17 protein-coding genes are annotated in these 16,207 nt (G+C 42.5%); 9 read left to right on the top strand and 8 right to left on the bottom strand.

What is annotated here, in order from left to right:
- Positions 1-37 precede the first annotated feature (37 nt).
- Entirely contained in the window at positions 38-841 is an 804-nt protein-coding gene (locus IEE84_RS09465; RefSeq protein WP_224737744.1) for a PaaX family transcriptional regulator, read from the top strand.
- 127 nt (positions 842-968) lie between these two features.
- Here IEE84_RS09465 and cadR read toward each other — a convergent pair whose 3' ends face one another.
- Positions 969-1,397: a Cd(II)/Pb(II)-responsive transcriptional regulator gene (gene cadR, locus IEE84_RS09460; RefSeq protein ID WP_191113986.1), complete on the bottom strand. Its 429-nt coding sequence runs from the start codon at positions 1,395-1,397 to the stop codon at positions 969-971.
- Between the two features lie 188 nt (positions 1,398-1,585).
- Here cadR and IEE84_RS09455 point away from each other — a divergent pair, with 188 nt between their 5' ends.
- Entirely contained in the window at positions 1,586-3,778 is a 2,193-nt protein-coding gene (locus IEE84_RS09455) for a heavy metal translocating P-type ATPase (protein WP_191113985.1), read from the top strand.
- Between the two features lie 62 nt (positions 3,779-3,840).
- Here the strand turns inward: IEE84_RS09455 and IEE84_RS09450 are convergent, their stop codons facing one another.
- On the bottom strand, positions 3,841-4,269 hold the full coding sequence (locus tag IEE84_RS09450) for an MgtC/SapB family protein (RefSeq protein ID WP_191113984.1): 429 nt from the start codon (positions 4,267-4,269) through the stop codon (positions 3,841-3,843).
- Positions 4,270-4,369: 100 nt separating this feature from the next.
- Here IEE84_RS09450 and IEE84_RS13275 point away from each other — a divergent pair, with 100 nt between their 5' ends.
- The 5 genes from IEE84_RS13275 (at position 4,370) to IEE84_RS09430 (ending at position 10,692) form a co-directional block, all read left to right on the top strand.
- Positions 4,370-4,459 (top strand): helix-turn-helix domain-containing protein, encoded by a 90-nt coding sequence (locus IEE84_RS13275; protein ID WP_356625715.1) that lies wholly within the window; start codon positions 4,370-4,372, stop codon positions 4,457-4,459.
- Positions 4,460-5,691: 1,232 nt separating this feature from the next.
- On the top strand, positions 5,692-6,570 hold the full coding sequence (locus tag IEE84_RS09445) for an NAD(P)-dependent oxidoreductase (protein ID WP_267442786.1): 879 nt from the start codon (positions 5,692-5,694) through the stop codon (positions 6,568-6,570).
- Positions 6,571-6,573: 3 nt separating this feature from the next.
- Complete coding sequence (locus tag IEE84_RS09440; RefSeq protein ID WP_191113983.1) at positions 6,574-8,112, top strand: aldehyde dehydrogenase family protein; 1,539 nt, start codon at positions 6,574-6,576, stop codon at positions 8,110-8,112.
- An 18-nt stretch (positions 8,113-8,130) separates the two neighbouring features.
- Positions 8,131-9,294, top strand: coding sequence for a M20 aminoacylase family protein (locus IEE84_RS09435; RefSeq protein ID WP_191113982.1), 1,164 nt, complete (start codon positions 8,131-8,133; stop codon positions 9,292-9,294).
- 81 nt (positions 9,295-9,375) lie between these two features.
- Entirely contained in the window at positions 9,376-10,692 is a 1,317-nt protein-coding gene (locus IEE84_RS09430; RefSeq protein WP_224737743.1) for a DUF3100 domain-containing protein, read from the top strand.
- Between the two features lie 126 nt (positions 10,693-10,818).
- Here the strand turns inward: IEE84_RS09430 and IEE84_RS09425 are convergent, their stop codons facing one another.
- From IEE84_RS09425 to IEE84_RS09410, 4 genes are all read right to left on the bottom strand, one after another.
- Complete coding sequence (locus tag IEE84_RS09425) at positions 10,819-11,673, bottom strand: LysR family transcriptional regulator (protein ID WP_267442785.1); 855 nt, start codon at positions 11,671-11,673, stop codon at positions 10,819-10,821.
- A gap of 443 nt (positions 11,674-12,116) precedes the next feature.
- A complete protein-coding gene (locus IEE84_RS09420) occupies positions 12,117-12,611 on the bottom strand; it encodes a hypothetical protein (protein ID WP_191113980.1) in 495 nt (164 codons plus the stop codon).
- Between the two features lie 138 nt (positions 12,612-12,749).
- Positions 12,750-13,103: a hypothetical protein gene (locus tag IEE84_RS09415; protein WP_191113979.1), complete on the bottom strand. Its 354-nt coding sequence runs from the start codon at positions 13,101-13,103 to the stop codon at positions 12,750-12,752.
- Between the two features lie 261 nt (positions 13,104-13,364).
- Complete coding sequence (locus tag IEE84_RS09410; RefSeq protein WP_191113978.1) at positions 13,365-14,300, bottom strand: LysR family transcriptional regulator; 936 nt, start codon at positions 14,298-14,300, stop codon at positions 13,365-13,367.
- Between the two features lie 97 nt (positions 14,301-14,397).
- Here IEE84_RS09410 and IEE84_RS09405 point away from each other — a divergent pair, with 97 nt between their 5' ends.
- Together IEE84_RS09405 and IEE84_RS09400 are read left to right on the top strand one after the other, a co-directional pair.
- The gene (locus IEE84_RS09405) at positions 14,398-14,832 is read left to right on the top strand and encodes a DMT family transporter (RefSeq protein WP_191113977.1); all 435 of its coding nucleotides are present in this window, start codon (positions 14,398-14,400) and stop codon (positions 14,830-14,832) included.
- A gap of 8 nt (positions 14,833-14,840) precedes the next feature.
- Positions 14,841-15,299: a DMT family transporter gene (locus IEE84_RS09400; RefSeq protein ID WP_191113976.1), complete on the top strand. Its 459-nt coding sequence runs from the start codon at positions 14,841-14,843 to the stop codon at positions 15,297-15,299.
- Here the strand turns inward: IEE84_RS09400 and IEE84_RS09395 are convergent.
- Both IEE84_RS09395 and IEE84_RS13145 read right to left on the bottom strand, forming a co-directional pair.
- Positions 15,296-16,033, bottom strand: a complete 738-nt coding sequence (locus IEE84_RS09395) for an alpha/beta hydrolase (protein WP_224737742.1) — start codon at positions 16,031-16,033, stop codon at positions 15,296-15,298. The genes IEE84_RS09400 and IEE84_RS09395 overlap by 4 nt on opposite strands.
- The gene (locus IEE84_RS13145; RefSeq protein WP_224737741.1) at positions 16,030-16,185 is read right to left on the bottom strand and encodes a hypothetical protein; all 156 of its coding nucleotides are present in this window, start codon (positions 16,183-16,185) and stop codon (positions 16,030-16,032) included. The genes IEE84_RS09395 and IEE84_RS13145 overlap by 4 nt, the downstream gene beginning before the upstream one ends.
- Between the last annotated feature and the right edge of the window lie 22 nt (positions 16,186-16,207).

The raw sequence follows: 16,207 nt of genomic DNA, 5'->3' as shown, positions 1-16,207 counted from the left end.
ATTACATATAAAAAATAATTCCGTCAATAGGTGTAATATGAACAAACCAACGCCTCGCTTATTGCTTTTACGCTTACTTATGGTGGCAGAGGCAAACACACTTAGTGCTTCCGAAGCGGTGCTGGCAGGCTCTATCTTTGGTATGACAGAAAATAGTATACGTGTGACGTTGGCTCGTTTGATCCAAGCGGATCTTGCTGAGTCGATTGGTCCTGCCACCTACAAACTTGGACCGAAAGCTCAAAAATTAGGCGCTGATGTGGCCTTATGGCAGACAGCGGATAAAAGAACGATAAAATCCGATGGGTCATGGATAGCGGTAGTGACCGGTGGATTACCTCGCAGTGACCGTAAAGCGCTGCGTGCCCGTGCTCGTGCTTTGTCATTATTGGGGTTTCGTGAACTCGATAAGGGGCTTTATCTGCGCCCCAATAATTTATTAGGCGGTATTGATGTCGTCCGTCAGCGTTTATTGGACTTAGGATTAGAAGAGGAAGCTGCGGTTTTTAAGGCCAATGACTTTGATGAGGTTAGGCAGAAAAAAGTACGAGCACTTTGGTCAGACATGCATCTTGAAAAGCATTATAAAGAGAAGTCGCAGCAGCTCACCGACTGGCTAAGTGGTTTGGACGACTTGCCGTTCCATGTGGCGCTTCGAGAAATATTTATCCTTGGAGATGCAGGTATCCGAAGTGTTGTTTTTGATCCTCTACTTCCTGCTCCCTTAGTAGATGAGGACGCACGGCAAAAGTATTTTGAGACGGTGCGGCGTATTAATGAGGAGGGTAGGCGTCTATGGTTCGCGTTTTTTGAAGAGGCCAAATCATCAGAGTTTGTTTAACCAAGTCATTACAATGCGTTTAAATAGAATCAAGTGCGATGGTGGCATAGTAATTAACAAGCAGCAGAGGCGTTATATATAGCGATGAATAAGTATTAATTATTTGCATCTATTCAGATAATATTTACTATGAGCCATATGGCGAATTTTCATGACAAGAATGATCAGCAAGTGCATTCAATATGCCACATGACTTCGCTGGTGCGCTACTGACGCATTTCTGTCGCAAAACACTTAAGTGTTTTTTTAACTGTTTTAGCTCTTCTATACGTGTTTCTACAGCGCGGATATGTTCATCCAACAAGGTATCGACATCAACGCAATCTCTGCTAGGCTCTTCCCAGTACTTAAGTAAAGTCCGTACTTCATCCAATGTCATATCTAGTGTACGACAGTGCAGAACGAACTGTAGACGCTCGATATGACTTTCGCGATATAAGCGATAATTCCCCTCACTACGGGAAGGTTCTGGTAATAGCTTTTCTTTTTCATAATAGCGAATGGTTTCTACTGTAGCGCCTGTGCGCTTAGCAAGCTCGCCAATCTTTATTAGCATAGTTACCTCACAGTTCTCTTGAAGTTATTTCAAAGTCATTTCAAAACTGAAAACATTAAAGTAACTATAAGGTTTAGCCATAAGGAAATCAAGTTTATACAATTGCATATAAACGGCCTTGACTCTGAAGCCACTAGAGGGTTCACAATAGCGTTATCAAATGAATTCTTATAATGAGGCAGTTTATTATGCAATATCGTATTGAAGGTATGGACTGTGCCAGTTGCGTCAGAAAAATCGAAACTGCATTAGCACGTATGCCCGGTGTTTCTGACATACAGCTTAATTTTGCGACTGAAAAGTTAGAGCTATCGCTTGCCCCTGATTCAGATACTCAGTGCAGCGATATTGAAAAGACCATCAAGCGTCTGGGTTTTGGCATATCTGCCACTACTGATCAAGCAAACGCAGCAGACAGCATTAGTGATAATCTATTAAATACGCAGCCACAGCGTTGGTGGCAAACCAGAAAAGGTAAGCAAGTGGTTGGTCTCGGCGTCTTGATGAGTGTCGCCTACGCGTTGGCATTACTTTTCCCTGATTATGGCATGTGGGCATTTGCTATTGCCGTCATTGTGGGTGTTTTCCCTTTTGCCCGAAAGTCTATAACCTTGGCAATGACAGGCACCCTGTTTTCCATTGAAATGCTGATGTCTATCGCGGCAATTGGTGCACTTATCATTGGTGAAGCTGAAGAGGCGGCGGCGGTTGTCTTTTTGTTCTCTGTCGGTGAATTGTTAGAAGGTGTGGCAGCAGATCGTGCCCGTGCTGGTATCAGGGCATTGGCATCATTAGTGCCAAAGACTGCGATTTTACTTGATGCACAAGGCGGACAACGTGACGTTCCGGCAGCTTCGTTGCAGGTCGATGATCTGGTATTGGTACGTCCTGGCGATAAAGTATCCGCTGATGGTGTCATTGTTCAAGGTAGCTCTAGTCTTGATGACTCACCTGTTACTGGCGAATCAATTCCCGTTGCCAAGGCGATAGGTGATGCGGTATTTGCAGGATCAATCAATATGCAAGGAGCGCTGCAAATCCGTGTACAAAAGACAGCTGCTGACAACACCATTGCACGCATTATCAATTTGGTAGAGCAAGCGCAAACCTCTAAAGCCCCTACGGCTCGTTTCATTGAAAAATTTAGTCGGTATTACACCCCAGCGGTGATGGCTATCGCTGCACTGGTTATTATTGTTCCGCCGCTAACGATGGGAGGAGAATGGGCGACTTGGTTATATCGTGGTTTTGCACTATTGCTAATCGCCTGTCCTTGCGCACTCATCCTATCTACTCCGGCCGCCATTGCATCAGGGTTGGCTGTTGGTACACGCCGCGGCTTACTCATCAAAGGTGGCAGTGCTTTAGAAACCATGGGTCGCGTGAATGTCGTGGCTTTTGATAAGACAGGTACGTTAACTGAAGGTAAGCCACAGGTGACCGATGTGATAGCCTTTACACAGAAGCAATCAGTACAAGAGCATATAGGGCCTGAAGGTCAGAATGAGATGCTAGCGCTGTTTGCCAGTGTTGAGTCTGCCTCTAGCCATCCACTGGCAAAAGCGATTATTGATCATGCCAAAGCCGCTAATATCTCTATACCGATAGCTTCAAATGCCTATGCTACTGCGGGAAAAGCAGTACATGCAACGGTAGCCGGGCGCCCTTTAGCCATTGGATCACCTGTCTATGCAACTAAAAAAAGCTTGATGTCAATGGCTCAACAGGCAGACATTGAAGTATTGCAAAAGGAAGGCAAGATTGTCTCAGTTTTGTATGATGAGCAAAGTGATGAAGTGCTTGGATTGATAGCATTACGAGATGAGTTGCGAGAGGATGCTCAGGCAGGAGTGGCTCAGCTCAAAGCGATGGGTGTGCGTTCGGTGATGCTTACAGGTGACAACCGTCTGACCGCTCAGGCGCTTGCTAGTCATTTAGAGATGGAATGGGAAGCTGAGCTGTTGCCCGAAGATAAGCTACGTTTGCTCAATGAGATGAAGGATAATAGCAAGATAGCGATGATTGGTGATGGTATTAACGATGCGCCAGCATTAGCAACAGCAGACGTAGGTATTGCTATGGGTGGTGGTACGGATGTCGCCATCGAGACAGCCGATATCGCGTTATTAAAAAGTCGCGTCACGGATGTCGCTCATCTCATTGCCCTATCACGTGCCACCATGTCCAACATTCATCAAAATGTGATGTTTGCGCTTGGTCTAAAATTCATATTTCTAATCACTACTGTACTGGGTATCACTGGGCTATGGATCGCTGTATTAGCTGATACTGGTGCAACGGTACTAGTGACTCTCAATGCTTTACGCTTGCTAAGGTTCAAAGGAGCTCAACCACTAACAACTTTGTCCAAAGCAAAGTAAGTATGAAGTTCTTGTTAAAATGGCGGTTTGATTCTCTATTCTAATGACTAAGAGTGGCATCGTTAAGACTTTGGTTTAAAAGGTTTTGAGAATTGTAAAATTAAAAAACCAACTATTGATAATATAATGGCAATCTCATAGCGACCATACGCCACCGATATCCCAATGGCGGCTGTATTCCACAATCCAGCCGCAGTAGCAGTGCCCTTTGCGCCACTCTCATTTTTAAAGATAGCGCCACCGCCGATAAAACCCATTCCAGTGATTATGCCATACATAATTCTAGCCTCAGCATCGGCGTCTTGATAAATGTCCATGCCCACTAGCATAAAAGCACACGAAGCAATTGTTACTAAAGGAAAAGTCCTCAAACCTGCACCATTATCTTCAAGTTCACGGTTAAGCGCGATTGGTAGTGACAATATGAAAGCAATACCTAATTGAAAGGCATGATACACCAGAACATTTAGACTAAAATCGAAGTTAAACATATTAATAACTCAGAATATATTTATGGCATGGTTTGTTTTAAAAAATATGAGTATAAATAAAGAATAACAGAAATTAGCAAGTCGCAGTATCTAAGATCTAATTGATAAAATTTGTGAGGCACTAGATCTTAGGGCAGGGGATATTTTTGAATATATAAAAGAGGATAAAGAGAAAAATACTCAGAAATAGGTTTTAGCTTACAGTTTAAAGTAGAGGTCAAAAAGAGGGTTTTAATTTTAATGGTTTTTAAGGGTCGGTCACGTTTTGGTCACCATTAGGTCACCGTCACTTTTTTAAATGATTTAAATCTGATCGCAAAATCACGAGTATAAGTTGATGCATATTTTCCTTTTCCGCTACAGCTCATATTTTATAGACAAAAAAAGCCCCAATCTTAAGATTGGGGCTTTTCGAATCTGGTAGGCGTAATCGGATTCGAACCAACGACCTCTACCATGTCAAGGTAGGTCGACCAGAACACATATTATGACGATGTCTTATATGTACCTAGGTTATTGGTTTACAGATATTATATGATTGAATAATCGCGATGTAAATTGCAATCTAATAAAATTTAACTCGTATTTGGGCACTGTATTTTTATAGTATTTTTACCTCTACTCTATTGTTGGATTAGACCAAAAATATTGAAAATAAATCATTAAATAACAAGTAAGTAGAGCCTTCTCATGCTTTATATTCAGGGATAGGTGACAGTAGGCTCAAATTTTATTAAAGAATTCGGGTTTGGCTTGTATTTAAGTGAGTATCTATCGATGGATACGGATGGTCCCTTGAATCCCGAACAGCTTTGACAAACAAGTTGTAACGCCAACTATTTTTAAGAAAATCGACTAATAAGTCGTGAGTTTCGATATTTTTTTTCGTCGACTTCGATTGTTTTCCCAAACTATCACAACTATCGTTTACCCCAATCAACGTTGTGAGAGAAATACGCTGGATAAAATGCTCACCATATGGACGATCCGAAAACATTTCTACAAATACCATTGCAACCAATGGCTGTGTCCTATCTTTAAGATTTCTCGTCATCCCACCGTACCATCACACTACTCAAGGTTTGTCGTTACCAGTTAACTAAAGCAGCCGAGCTGATAACTATTTGAACCTTGTACTCGGTCTCAGTATTCATGTAAAAACTCAGCCCACCAAAACCGAAATAACAACGTTCCCAGAACTAAGTCATCAATCGGTTATGTCTGCTATAAGCTCGCTATAGCTATTTCAGCAACATCCTACCCATTTTTATAAGTAAAAAAACGAAGTGAAGAGAAACCTATCTCGTTTCTTACGCTAGTGTTGCCTTTTTTAGAACACAAAAGATTATTTGTTGTGATTCTTCTTAATAGTTTATTAGTCATAATAAGACTGACAGAAAACACAAGACTAAAGGAATAGATATGACGAAGGGAAATATAGGTATTGTCGGTTTAGGCCGTATGGGTAATGGTATGGCTCAGTCTTTGCTTCGCAAAGGTTTTAAGGTATTCGGCACGGACATAGGAGAGGTCCAGAGCCAAGCTGCCAAGGAAATCGGCGTGAATGTGGTTGCAGATATCAAAGCGCTATGTGCTCAATCTAGCGTCATCATTCTATCTTTGCCAATGGCAAAGCATGTACAAGCAGTTGTTAAAGGTAAAGGTGGCATTATTGACTGCGCTCAGCCTAATACTCTGATCATTGATACTTCTACCTCAGAACCAGAGGTGACGCGGGTACTCGCGATAGAGCTGGATCAGTTAGGTCATCAGTTATTGGACTGTCCTGTCAGTGGCGGTCCGGCGGGTGCTGAAGCCGGTACCATGGTAATGGTTGTTGGCGGCGAACGCAGCTCCCTTGAACGTGCTCAGTTGTATCTGGATGCGCTAAGCTCAAAAGTGGTCTACATGGGCAAGTCTGGCAATGGACATGCCGCTAAGCTCATTAATAATCTACTATGTGCCGCACATCTCGTGACCACTGCCGAAGCAGTAGCTTTGGGCACCAAGGCAGGCCTCGATCCTGCAGACCTTATTGCTGGTTTGAATGCTGGCTCAGGTCGTAGTGCAATCAGTGAAGTTAATTTCCCTCGTTGGATTCTCAATCAAAGTTTTGATTCCGGTTTTACGATGGAGCTGATGCGTAAAGACGTACGTCTGGCAAAAAATATGATCAGTGAGATGGGATTAGAATTGCCTTTGGCGCAACAGGTAGCTGAGATTTGGTCGCAGAGTGAATCAAACATACCTGATCAGGATGATTTTAACTGCATTGTTAAAAATGCTGGCTTAGGAGAGTAAATTATGAGTTTTATCGTAGAAGGGAATGGCGAGCAACAAGTTGACATATTGCTTAATGAACTACTGGGTACTTCTGAATTTGGCAGCTGGATTGATGGAGAATTAGTTACAGGTAATGGAGACAACATCGATCTGACTAACCCAGCGACGGGTCAGGTATTTTTAACCTATCGTGACGCGGGAAAAAGTATTGTTGCTGATGCCGCTGATGCCGCTATGAAAGCTCAAAAAGTATGGTGGTCAATGACTGCCAGTGCACGAGGTCAGCTAATGTGGAGGTGCGGCATGAAAATACGCGAAGCCGCAGAACCTTTGGCACGCTTAGAGTGTATCTCTGCAGGTAAGCCTATTCGTGATTGCCGGGTTGAGGTGGCAAAAGTTGCAGAGATGTTTGAATACTATGCTGGCTGGTGTGACAAAATTATGGGGCAAGTTATCCCCGTACCAACAAGCCACTTGAACTACACTCGCCATGAGCCTTATGGTGTCGTCACTCAAATCACCCCTTGGAATGCACCTGTATTTACTGGAGGCTGGCAAATCGCGCCAGCTATCTGCGCCGGCAATGCAGTCTTACTAAAGCCATCTGAATTAACCCCACTAAGCTCAACAGCACTCGTTAAAATTCTTGAGCAAGCAGGTATCCCGCGTGGTTTAGTCAATGTCATTAATGGGCTGGGACACACCACAGGATCTGCTGCCATTACTCATCCGGCAACTAAAAAAGTGGTTTTTGTTGGCTCACCGAAGACTGGCGCGCTCATTGCTTCGGCATCTGCGCAACGTGTCATCCCTTGCGTATTGGAGCTGGGTGGTAAGTCAGCCAATATAATTTTTCCAGATGCTGATCTGGATCGCGCGGTAGTGGGCGCGCAAGCTGCGGTATTTTCTGCTGCTGGACAGAGCTGTGTATCGGGTGCTCGATTATTAGTCCATCGTGATATCTATAAAGAAGTGTTGGATCGGGTTGCCTCGGCCGCGAGTAAGTTGCCCGTGGGTTTGCCATGGCATGAAGGCACGATGGTGGGACCGATCAATAATCAAAAACAGTTTAACCACGTACACTCGTTAGTATCGGACGGTATTGCTGAAGGTGCGGTTGTTGCCGCAGGCGGAAAGGCAGGTGCTATTTGTGGCGGTGAAAACGGTTACTTTTATCAGCCAACCGTTTTGGCCAATGTGAAAAATGATATGCGAGTCGCGCAGGAAGAAGTTTTTGGACCTGTGGTTTCTGTTATTTCATTCGATGAAGAAGAAGAAGCGGTAGCGATAGCAAACGACAGTCGTTTTGGTTTAGCGGGCGCTGTTTGGACGGCTGATGTCGGCCGCGCGCATCGGATGGCCGCTCAAGTAAATGCTGGAACATTCTGGGTAAATAGCTATAAATCAATCAACGTCATGTCGCCATTTGGCGGTTTTGGTGAGAGTGGCTATGGCCGATCGAGTGGCTACGAAGGTTTACTCGAATATACACAGACCAAAAGTGTCTGGGTCGAAACAGCAAAAGACTCCGCTATCCAATTTGGTTACTCAATTCAATAGTATGTGAGGAGAAAACACATGTTGATTAACGAAACCCTACTAGGTGAAGTAAAGCAGTGGCGTCAGCAAATCCATAGTCAACCAGAGCTTGGCTTTAAAGAGTTCAAGACCTCAGCATTTATTGTTGATAAATTACAGAGCTTTGGGATGGAAGTGCATCAAGGATTGGGCGGCACGGGCGTTGTCGGTGTTCTAAAGAACGGCTCAGGTCCTACTATTGGCATACGAGCCGATATCGATGCGCTACCAATAAAAGAGCAAAACGATATTGAGCATAAATCCACTCATGAAAACTGTATGCATGCCTGTGGCCATGATGGTCATACTTCCGTTCTGCTTGGTACGGCAAAGCATCTGAGCCAGCATAAAAATTTTAGCGGCACCATTTATTTTATCTTTCAACCTGCTGAAGAGGTTTTAGGCGGTGCAAAGGCTATGATTGATGATGGGTTGTTTGATAAGTTCCCTATGGATGCTGTTTACGGGTTACATAACTGGCCAGGTCTACCTGTGGGAGAGATTGCGGTCAACAACGGGCCTATGATGGCGTCTTTTGATACCTTTGAGATTACTTTAACTGGTAAAGGAACTCACGCAGCTATGCCACATTTAGGAGCTGATCCTATAGCAGCAGGTGCGGCATTGATTACTAATATTCAATCTATTGTCTCTCGTCGAATATCTCCACTCAAGTCAGGTGTTATCAGCGTCACTCAGATGAATAGTGGTGATACAACCAATGTCATTCCTGATTACGCCATTCTAAAAGGAACCGTTCGTAGCTTTGATATGGACGTAAGACAGTCCATGCAGGATATGCTGACAAAAATGGTTGCAACACTACCGCCTTTATATGGTGTCACAGGCGAGATGGATTACCATATTCGCTATCCAGTAACCACTAATGACAGTGAGGCCTATCTTGAAATTAAAGAAGCTGCTACTGAAGCGTTAGGTGCTGACAAGGTAAATACGGATGTAGAGCCGTCCATGGCTTCTGAGGATTTCTCATTTATGAGTCAAGTCGTCAAAGGTGCTTATTTTTGGTTAGGCGTTGATGGTAGTAGCCCATCCAAACCATTACACAATGCCGCTTATGACTTTAATGACGATGCTATCGAGACAGGTATCAAAGTATGGGTGTCTTTAGTAGAGTCTCAACTACCAACAATGTCTGCGTAAACTGAGTCTGTATAAACTAATAAGTAGTAACAACACGTAGAAGTCGTTAAGTAGAAACTATAAATTGCAAAGGGAGTTGCTATGAATAATACCAGTGTGCTACCAAGTACAATGACCAAGTACTTATTTGATTGGAAACTACATTTACTAGTGATCATTGCATCACTACTTGCAGAATGGATCGGGATTATCAAAATTCCAATTGGCATTGGCACGCTGGTCTTATTGCCTTTACTTTATGCATTTATATTTACTCTATTGTTAAACCCCAACGTTATACCGTCAATGACAGCGGTTATATCAAGAGACCGAGCAAAATTTGCAAGCTATGCGGTCCTCTTAAGTATCATGCCTTTTATTGCAAAGTTTGGTGTTGGTGTTGGTCCTAAAATAGAAGAAATAATAGCCGCAGGTCCCGCCCTTTTACTACAAGAGTTGGGCAATATAACGACTGCGCTTATTGCTTTACCTGTGGCTGTATTGGTGTTTGGTATGGGTAGAGAGGCTATTGGTGCCACGCACTCAATTGCTCGTGAACCGAATATTGCGCTCATTGCTGATAAATATGGGCTCCAGAGTCCTGAAGGTATCGGCGTCATGGGTGTCTATGTGATGGGTACGTTGTTTGGTGCCATCTATTTTTCACTGATGGCGGGTATTATTGCTTCTATGGATATCATGGATATCCGTGCATTGGCGATGGCTTGCGGTATTGGTAGTGGCAGTATGATGGGTGCTTGTTCAGCAGCGCTCGCTGAAACCGTGCCTGCACAAGCGGAGACTATTACCGCCTTTGCAGCGACCTCTAATCTTTTGACTTATGCGACAGGGCTATTTGTCAGTCTATTTATTGCACTGCCATTCACAGAGTTTTTATATAAAGTCACTAGCAAGTTTAAGAAGAAAAATGACAGTACCGCTGCGGCGCAAACAGATCCTGATCTAAAAATACCAGAGCAATCTATTTTATCAGTCAAGCAGTCTTTAGCTCTTTTAGCGGTTATCTGTATTGTGCTATTACTCAGCAATTGGGTAGGACAAGGCGTTGATCCTATCTCTGCGCTACCTGCCATGTTGATTCTATTCGGGTGCTGTATCGTTGGCGTCTTATTAAAAGAAATCATTCCGGTCAATGTCCCCGCTATTGCTTGGATATCCATTGTGGCTATTTTGATATCTCTGCCACAGTTTCCGATGAGCGAGTATGTCTTAGTAGAAACAGATAAGTTAGGCGTATTACAACTTATTACTCCGGTACTTGCTTATGCAGGGTTTGCAATCTCTCAGATGGAAGTAAACTTGTTCAAAAAATCTGGATTTAAAATCGCAGTGGTTGCCTTGCTCACCTTTACGGGCACTTTCTTGGGTTCTGCCATAGTGGCCCAAGCCTTGCTGTAAAAGGCGTCCTTCGGTATTGATCACGGCACTGACAAATCGTCGGTGCTTGGCCTGCTGGGGATATACCTTATCAGGCCGCAATTTACTAGTACGTCAGCAATGCGATATTGCTGGCACGCAGCCCTCTTATAAGTCTTTCATCCATAACTTTAGATGTTGTAACAATTCATGCGGACCTTGGGAGAGATGACGACCGAGCCGCGTAATCAGGTGCGCTTCACCGCTTGCCAGTAGCGTATTGTCTATAGGAATGGCGATCAGATGTCCGTCTTCGACTTCTTTGGACACGACAAAATACGGTAGAAAAGTAAACCCCATATTTGAGCGAGCAAAATTCTTTAGTACATTAAATGAGTCGGTGGTTAGGGTAGGGCTAAATCGAATCTTTTGTTGAAATTCAGCCATCGCTACTAACTGGCGTACACCAAAACGATTTTCGGCCAGTCCCACTGGATATTCTAAAAGCTCTTCCAACTGCATCGGTGTATCTCGATTGGCTAATGGATGATCGGGCGAAACAATCACATACATTGGCTGAGCACTGACAACCTGTGAGCGGATGCGCGGATGACTGCTAGAATGGAATACTAGACCAATATGCGCTTCGTCCTCCTCAACCTGACGAATCACTTCGTTTGATCCACCCGTACTGATTGATAGTGTGAGCGCCGGATATAGACGGGAAAAATCAGATAATGGGCCCAGCATTAAATCCCCAATAAAACCATCGCCCACGGCTAGCTTTATATGACCTCGCTGTAATCCCAACACCGCCTGTAATTTGGAAACACAAGCCTCTTCAGCAGAGAGGGATTCTCGATAAAACTGCAAGAGAATACTACCAGATTCTGTCGGCGTTACCCCTTTGCGGTGCCGTTCAATAAGCGTGCTCGCTAATTCTTCTTCTAACAGAGATATTTGTCGGCTGACGGCCGAGGGAGCAATATTTAGCTTATCTGCAGCAGCCCTGATTGTACCCATCGTTACTGCTTCATAAAGATAGGATAACCGCTTTCCATTGATCTCTGTCATTGTTTTCTCTTACCCTGTTCTCGGTTTCATTGAATAAGTACAGCACTTTGACCCATGGATGGAGTAATAAGGGACAGTATCGGTATACTATTTAGTCAGACCTGTAAAAGTGTCTATGATGTATAAAAAAGTATACCTTAATAAAAACAAACAGTGACCTAGACTTTTTTAAAACGATAATCTTTCAAATTTACTTTTACAGTTTTTTCAGCATAGCTCACTACTATTGTAATGACTTATGAAATCATCATCACTTATAGAGTACTGAAGATACGGTACCCTAGTGAGGACTTGAATCTAATGTACTTCATGGTGTACAGAACGTTAGTTTTCCAAGCTCAAGAAGCCTTGGATAGAACTATTGCTGAAGTTTTAAGTGCCACTATAGGGAGTTATTTTACCAACTGATAAAAATCCTTCTTTAAAGTCTCCTCAAAGTCCCAACATGGAGATGATGTACTATATTCTATAATTGTAGAAATATAACTTTGATCCTCTGTAACTTCCAACTCATACTTATTTTTACAGAAAAAGTGTACTCTCTCCTTTTGATACTCTTTTCTATATTGTATCCAACCATCCTCCCCAATTTTATTTATATCATCGTCGGTTATACTATTATTATTTTTAAATGTCATTCCGTAACGTAGCGAGCTACTACCTCTGCTTGCTCGACCTTCCGATATCAATGCGTCTACAAATACTTTCTTTAAAGGTGGTGCAAGCTGTTCTCTAGCAACGGTTTCGCTTTTCTTAACATCTTCCAAATAGTTCTCTGGCTTTTCTAATTTTTCTTTGAACATCATAGCCATAATGAAAACAAATACTCCAGAGAAAAATATATTAAATGTGCGCTGACTAAAAAAACCTTTATTATCCTCTTTCATGTCTTTCTCTCGTTAGCGGTAAGGCTTTTTTGCTATATAGCTGATAATTCGATGCCCTATACAGGAGTCGATCTGTTTAGCTTTGCCTAATCAAAACTTTTCACTGATCTTATTTGTAGCATTTTTTCTGATGAGCGATTAATCATTATTGGTTAACTTCAATAGCAAGTCTTTTAGTATGTTTTTATTATAGACGAGTCTATTTCTGACAGAGGCGTCTTTATCATCTGCCAAGACCTCAAATATTTCTCTAGTTATTTTGTTTTTCCTAGCAATACTCCCTCTAATGGTAGGACTGTCATCGTATGTCAACGTTTCAAGGACTTCTATTGGAACTGTTTTATTTAGAGATACCCACTCGCGCATAATTGGGTAGTGACGTATTATTTCAAACCACGTTTCCAATACTGCACACTCGTTAATCACTCTTCCATAATCTTGAGTGTGGGCAATTGTTCTGAGTAAGAGAAATTCTTCAGCTAATGTAATCATTAAAACTTACCTTCTGTAGCTCTTTCCAAATTATAAATTTATCATAAACCCTTCATTAATGTGTTTAGTTAAGAGTTCATACAAACTGTTAAAGGTATACCCAAAACAAAACCTAATCTGGTACTTGAAAAATATCCTAATTTTCTCAACAATGAAAAACCTAAGTTAAGAACGCTCCTGAATGGGTGCAACTACATACTCCTATTGCACTTTTTCCTCATAAGGTGCATCGATACTTATTGCTTTAAATGCTTGTTTTTTTTAATTGAGTTGCCAATAAAGAGGATGACCATAAACTTTAGCAAAATAATCAATTAATGCTCTGACATTTAGAGAGACATGACGAGTATGAGGATAAATAGCTGCGATATGTTGAGGTGTGGTTTTGACGGCCGTACTATAATTAGGCAGTAGCTTGATAAGCTCACCACTCTTTAAATGCTCACCAATGAGCCAATCTGGAAAAAGCACAATCCCCATATCTTTGAGTGCAGATACCAATAAAGATTCTGCATTATTGGACATCAATAAAGCGGGTGCTAAGAATGGCGTCCAATCTTCACTTCCTTTTTTAAAAAGCCAACGATTGGGTCCTGTTGAACCTTTATACAGTAAACATTTATGATGTGTCAGATCTGCTGGCACTTGCAATTTACCATGCGTGCTTATGTACGATGGAGAGGCGGCAAGATGATAGGTTTGCTCACCAAAAATACGCGCATGAAAGGTAGAATCATTTAAGGTACCAATTCTAAAAATAACGTCTGTTGCATAGTGATGAGGATCAATAAAGTCATCCGTTAAACTCAACTCTATCTGTAGTTTAGGATACCGAGCACTAAGCTGTGGCAGCCAAGGTGCGATATGTCGTTGTCCAAAAAATACGGGAGCGTTTATTCTAATTAAACCACCCGGTTCTAATGTCCGGTCTTGAAGCTCCTGCTGTGCTGCACTCATGCTCTCGGTCATGTATTTTGCATAGCGCATAAATACGTGACCTGCCTCAGTAGGAATAACAGCGCGTGTATTACGGTAAAAAAGCTGCTGTCCCAGTGAGTCTTCTAGCTGCTTGATAATACGCGACACTTTAGAAGCCGACACCCCTTCTTTTCGAGCCACTACCGAAAAACTCTGAGCGTCAAAAACCGCTATAAAATATAGTAAGGTTTTTATGCTGATGTTATCTACCGTATTCATTTGTGCAACTTATGCAAAGGTCATTTCTATATTATAGCGTTTTTTAATGGGTATAGGCTGCGGTACACTACGCCACATTGCTCATTAGGAATTTTTTATGCAAATTTTATTGATACTCATTGTTGTGTTAGGCGGCATGGGGCTTTCCGTTGAGGCAGGATTGCTAGGTCCTTTAGGAAGTGAAGTGGGTGAGTTGTGGGCGACATTGAGTATTTTTGGTGTGGGTGCTGCTCTGACATTCTTCTTGATGTTATTTTTTAGTCCGCGCGAGAGTCCTTCGTTTTTCTCACAGCCGCCCTTATTACTGATAGGTGGTATTTTAGGGCCTGTTTATGTAGTGGTATTAACCGTGGTCACGCCTGTCATTGGCATTGCGCTGACGATGATTGGAATATTGGCTGGGCAAGTATTTCAAAGTTTAATCATAGATCATTATGGTTTGTTCGAATCCATGGAACGGAAAATAGATATTAAGCGAATTATCGCTTTATTTTTTATTATTGCCGCCCTTATTTTTATGTCAAAAGGATAACCTAAATAATGCTTATTTTAATGATTTTATTAGCAATAATTGGCGGTGCGGCTTTAAGTATCCAGGCAGCATTAAATGGTCGCCTTGGCAGCAATGTTGGGGTGTTTAAAAGTGCCTTTTTAACCTTTTCTGTGGGTGCGGTTGTGACCGCTTTGCTTATTTTATTTTTTGAGCCAAATCATACCGTTACTTTGATGGATGTCCCTAAATGGCAACTGCTTGGTGCCTTATGCGGTGTGCCTTACATTGTCATTATGGTGGTTGCGGTCCAGCGTATTGGGACTGCTGTAGCAACGGTAGCGGTTATTTTTGGTCAGCTAAGTATGAGCGTACTGATCGATAATCTTGGCTGGTTGGGGAATGAGGCGATTAGCCTTTCGGTCAGTAGAATGGCGGCGTTGGTTTGCTTGGCTATTGCACTTTATTTTATTTATGCGAGTAGTAAGTCTGAGCCTAAGGTGGCTTAGTAGCTCGTAACATTTTTCATAATAATATTCGCGCATTGTTCAGGCGATTCCATTGGCGGCAGATGTCCATTGTCTGATAGCTCAATGATGCGTTCAACAGGGATAAGATGCTCCCAAATTTTACGAACCTCATCGTTAATAAACATAGAAGGTTTACCAACGATAATGGTGTAAGGAAGAACAAGAGCGCTCAGCCCTTTTAAAGCGTCATTGACGAAAGGGGTGTCGAAGTAGCTTGCCAACTCTCGATCAGGTGCGAAAAGCAGACTATATTGCCCTTGTTCGTTTTCGACAAGACTATTTTTTGCGAAGACATAAAGGTTGTCGTCATCAATACGCTTAAAGGCACGATGTGCCCGTAGATAGTCATAGTATGTTTCTATACTTTTCCAAGCTGCTTGCTTAGCTTGCGTACTTTTGAAGGGTTCTTTACCTATTTTGAACCTACTGGGTAACAAATCAATAATGAGTTTCTGAGATTTAGTAAGCGTAACAGGCTCTATCAAATACACCTCTGAGAATAGCTCTGGACGTTTGGCCGCCGCAATCGCGGTGGCAGTCGCGCCTTGAGAGTGTCCCATACCAATCACAGGTCTGTCTTGAGTTTTCTCTAAAAAATCAATCAAGATATCCGCATCTTGCTCACGGGTGAGTTTCTTCAAGGTGGTTAAATCATGCCAAGAGCCGCGCATGGCGAGACTGGTGACAGTGAATTGCTCACTGAGCTTGGTCAATAAAGGGAGATAGACGCCACCGTAAAACCATTACCACCATAAAAGTGAGTATCAGGTCGTGGGATATTTGTATCACTACTCGCTAGAGTCGATAGATCATAATAGCGTGCTTTTTTACCCTCTAAAGTCATCGTACGTTCGAATGTTTGCATGGTATTGTTATTATTATTAGCT

Origin of the sequence: Psychrobacter sp. 28M-43 (assembly GCF_014770435.1) — a bacterium.
Taxonomy (GTDB): Bacteria; Pseudomonadota; Gammaproteobacteria; order Pseudomonadales; family Moraxellaceae; genus Psychrobacter.
This window is presented reverse-complemented; position numbering and strand designations above follow the sequence as displayed.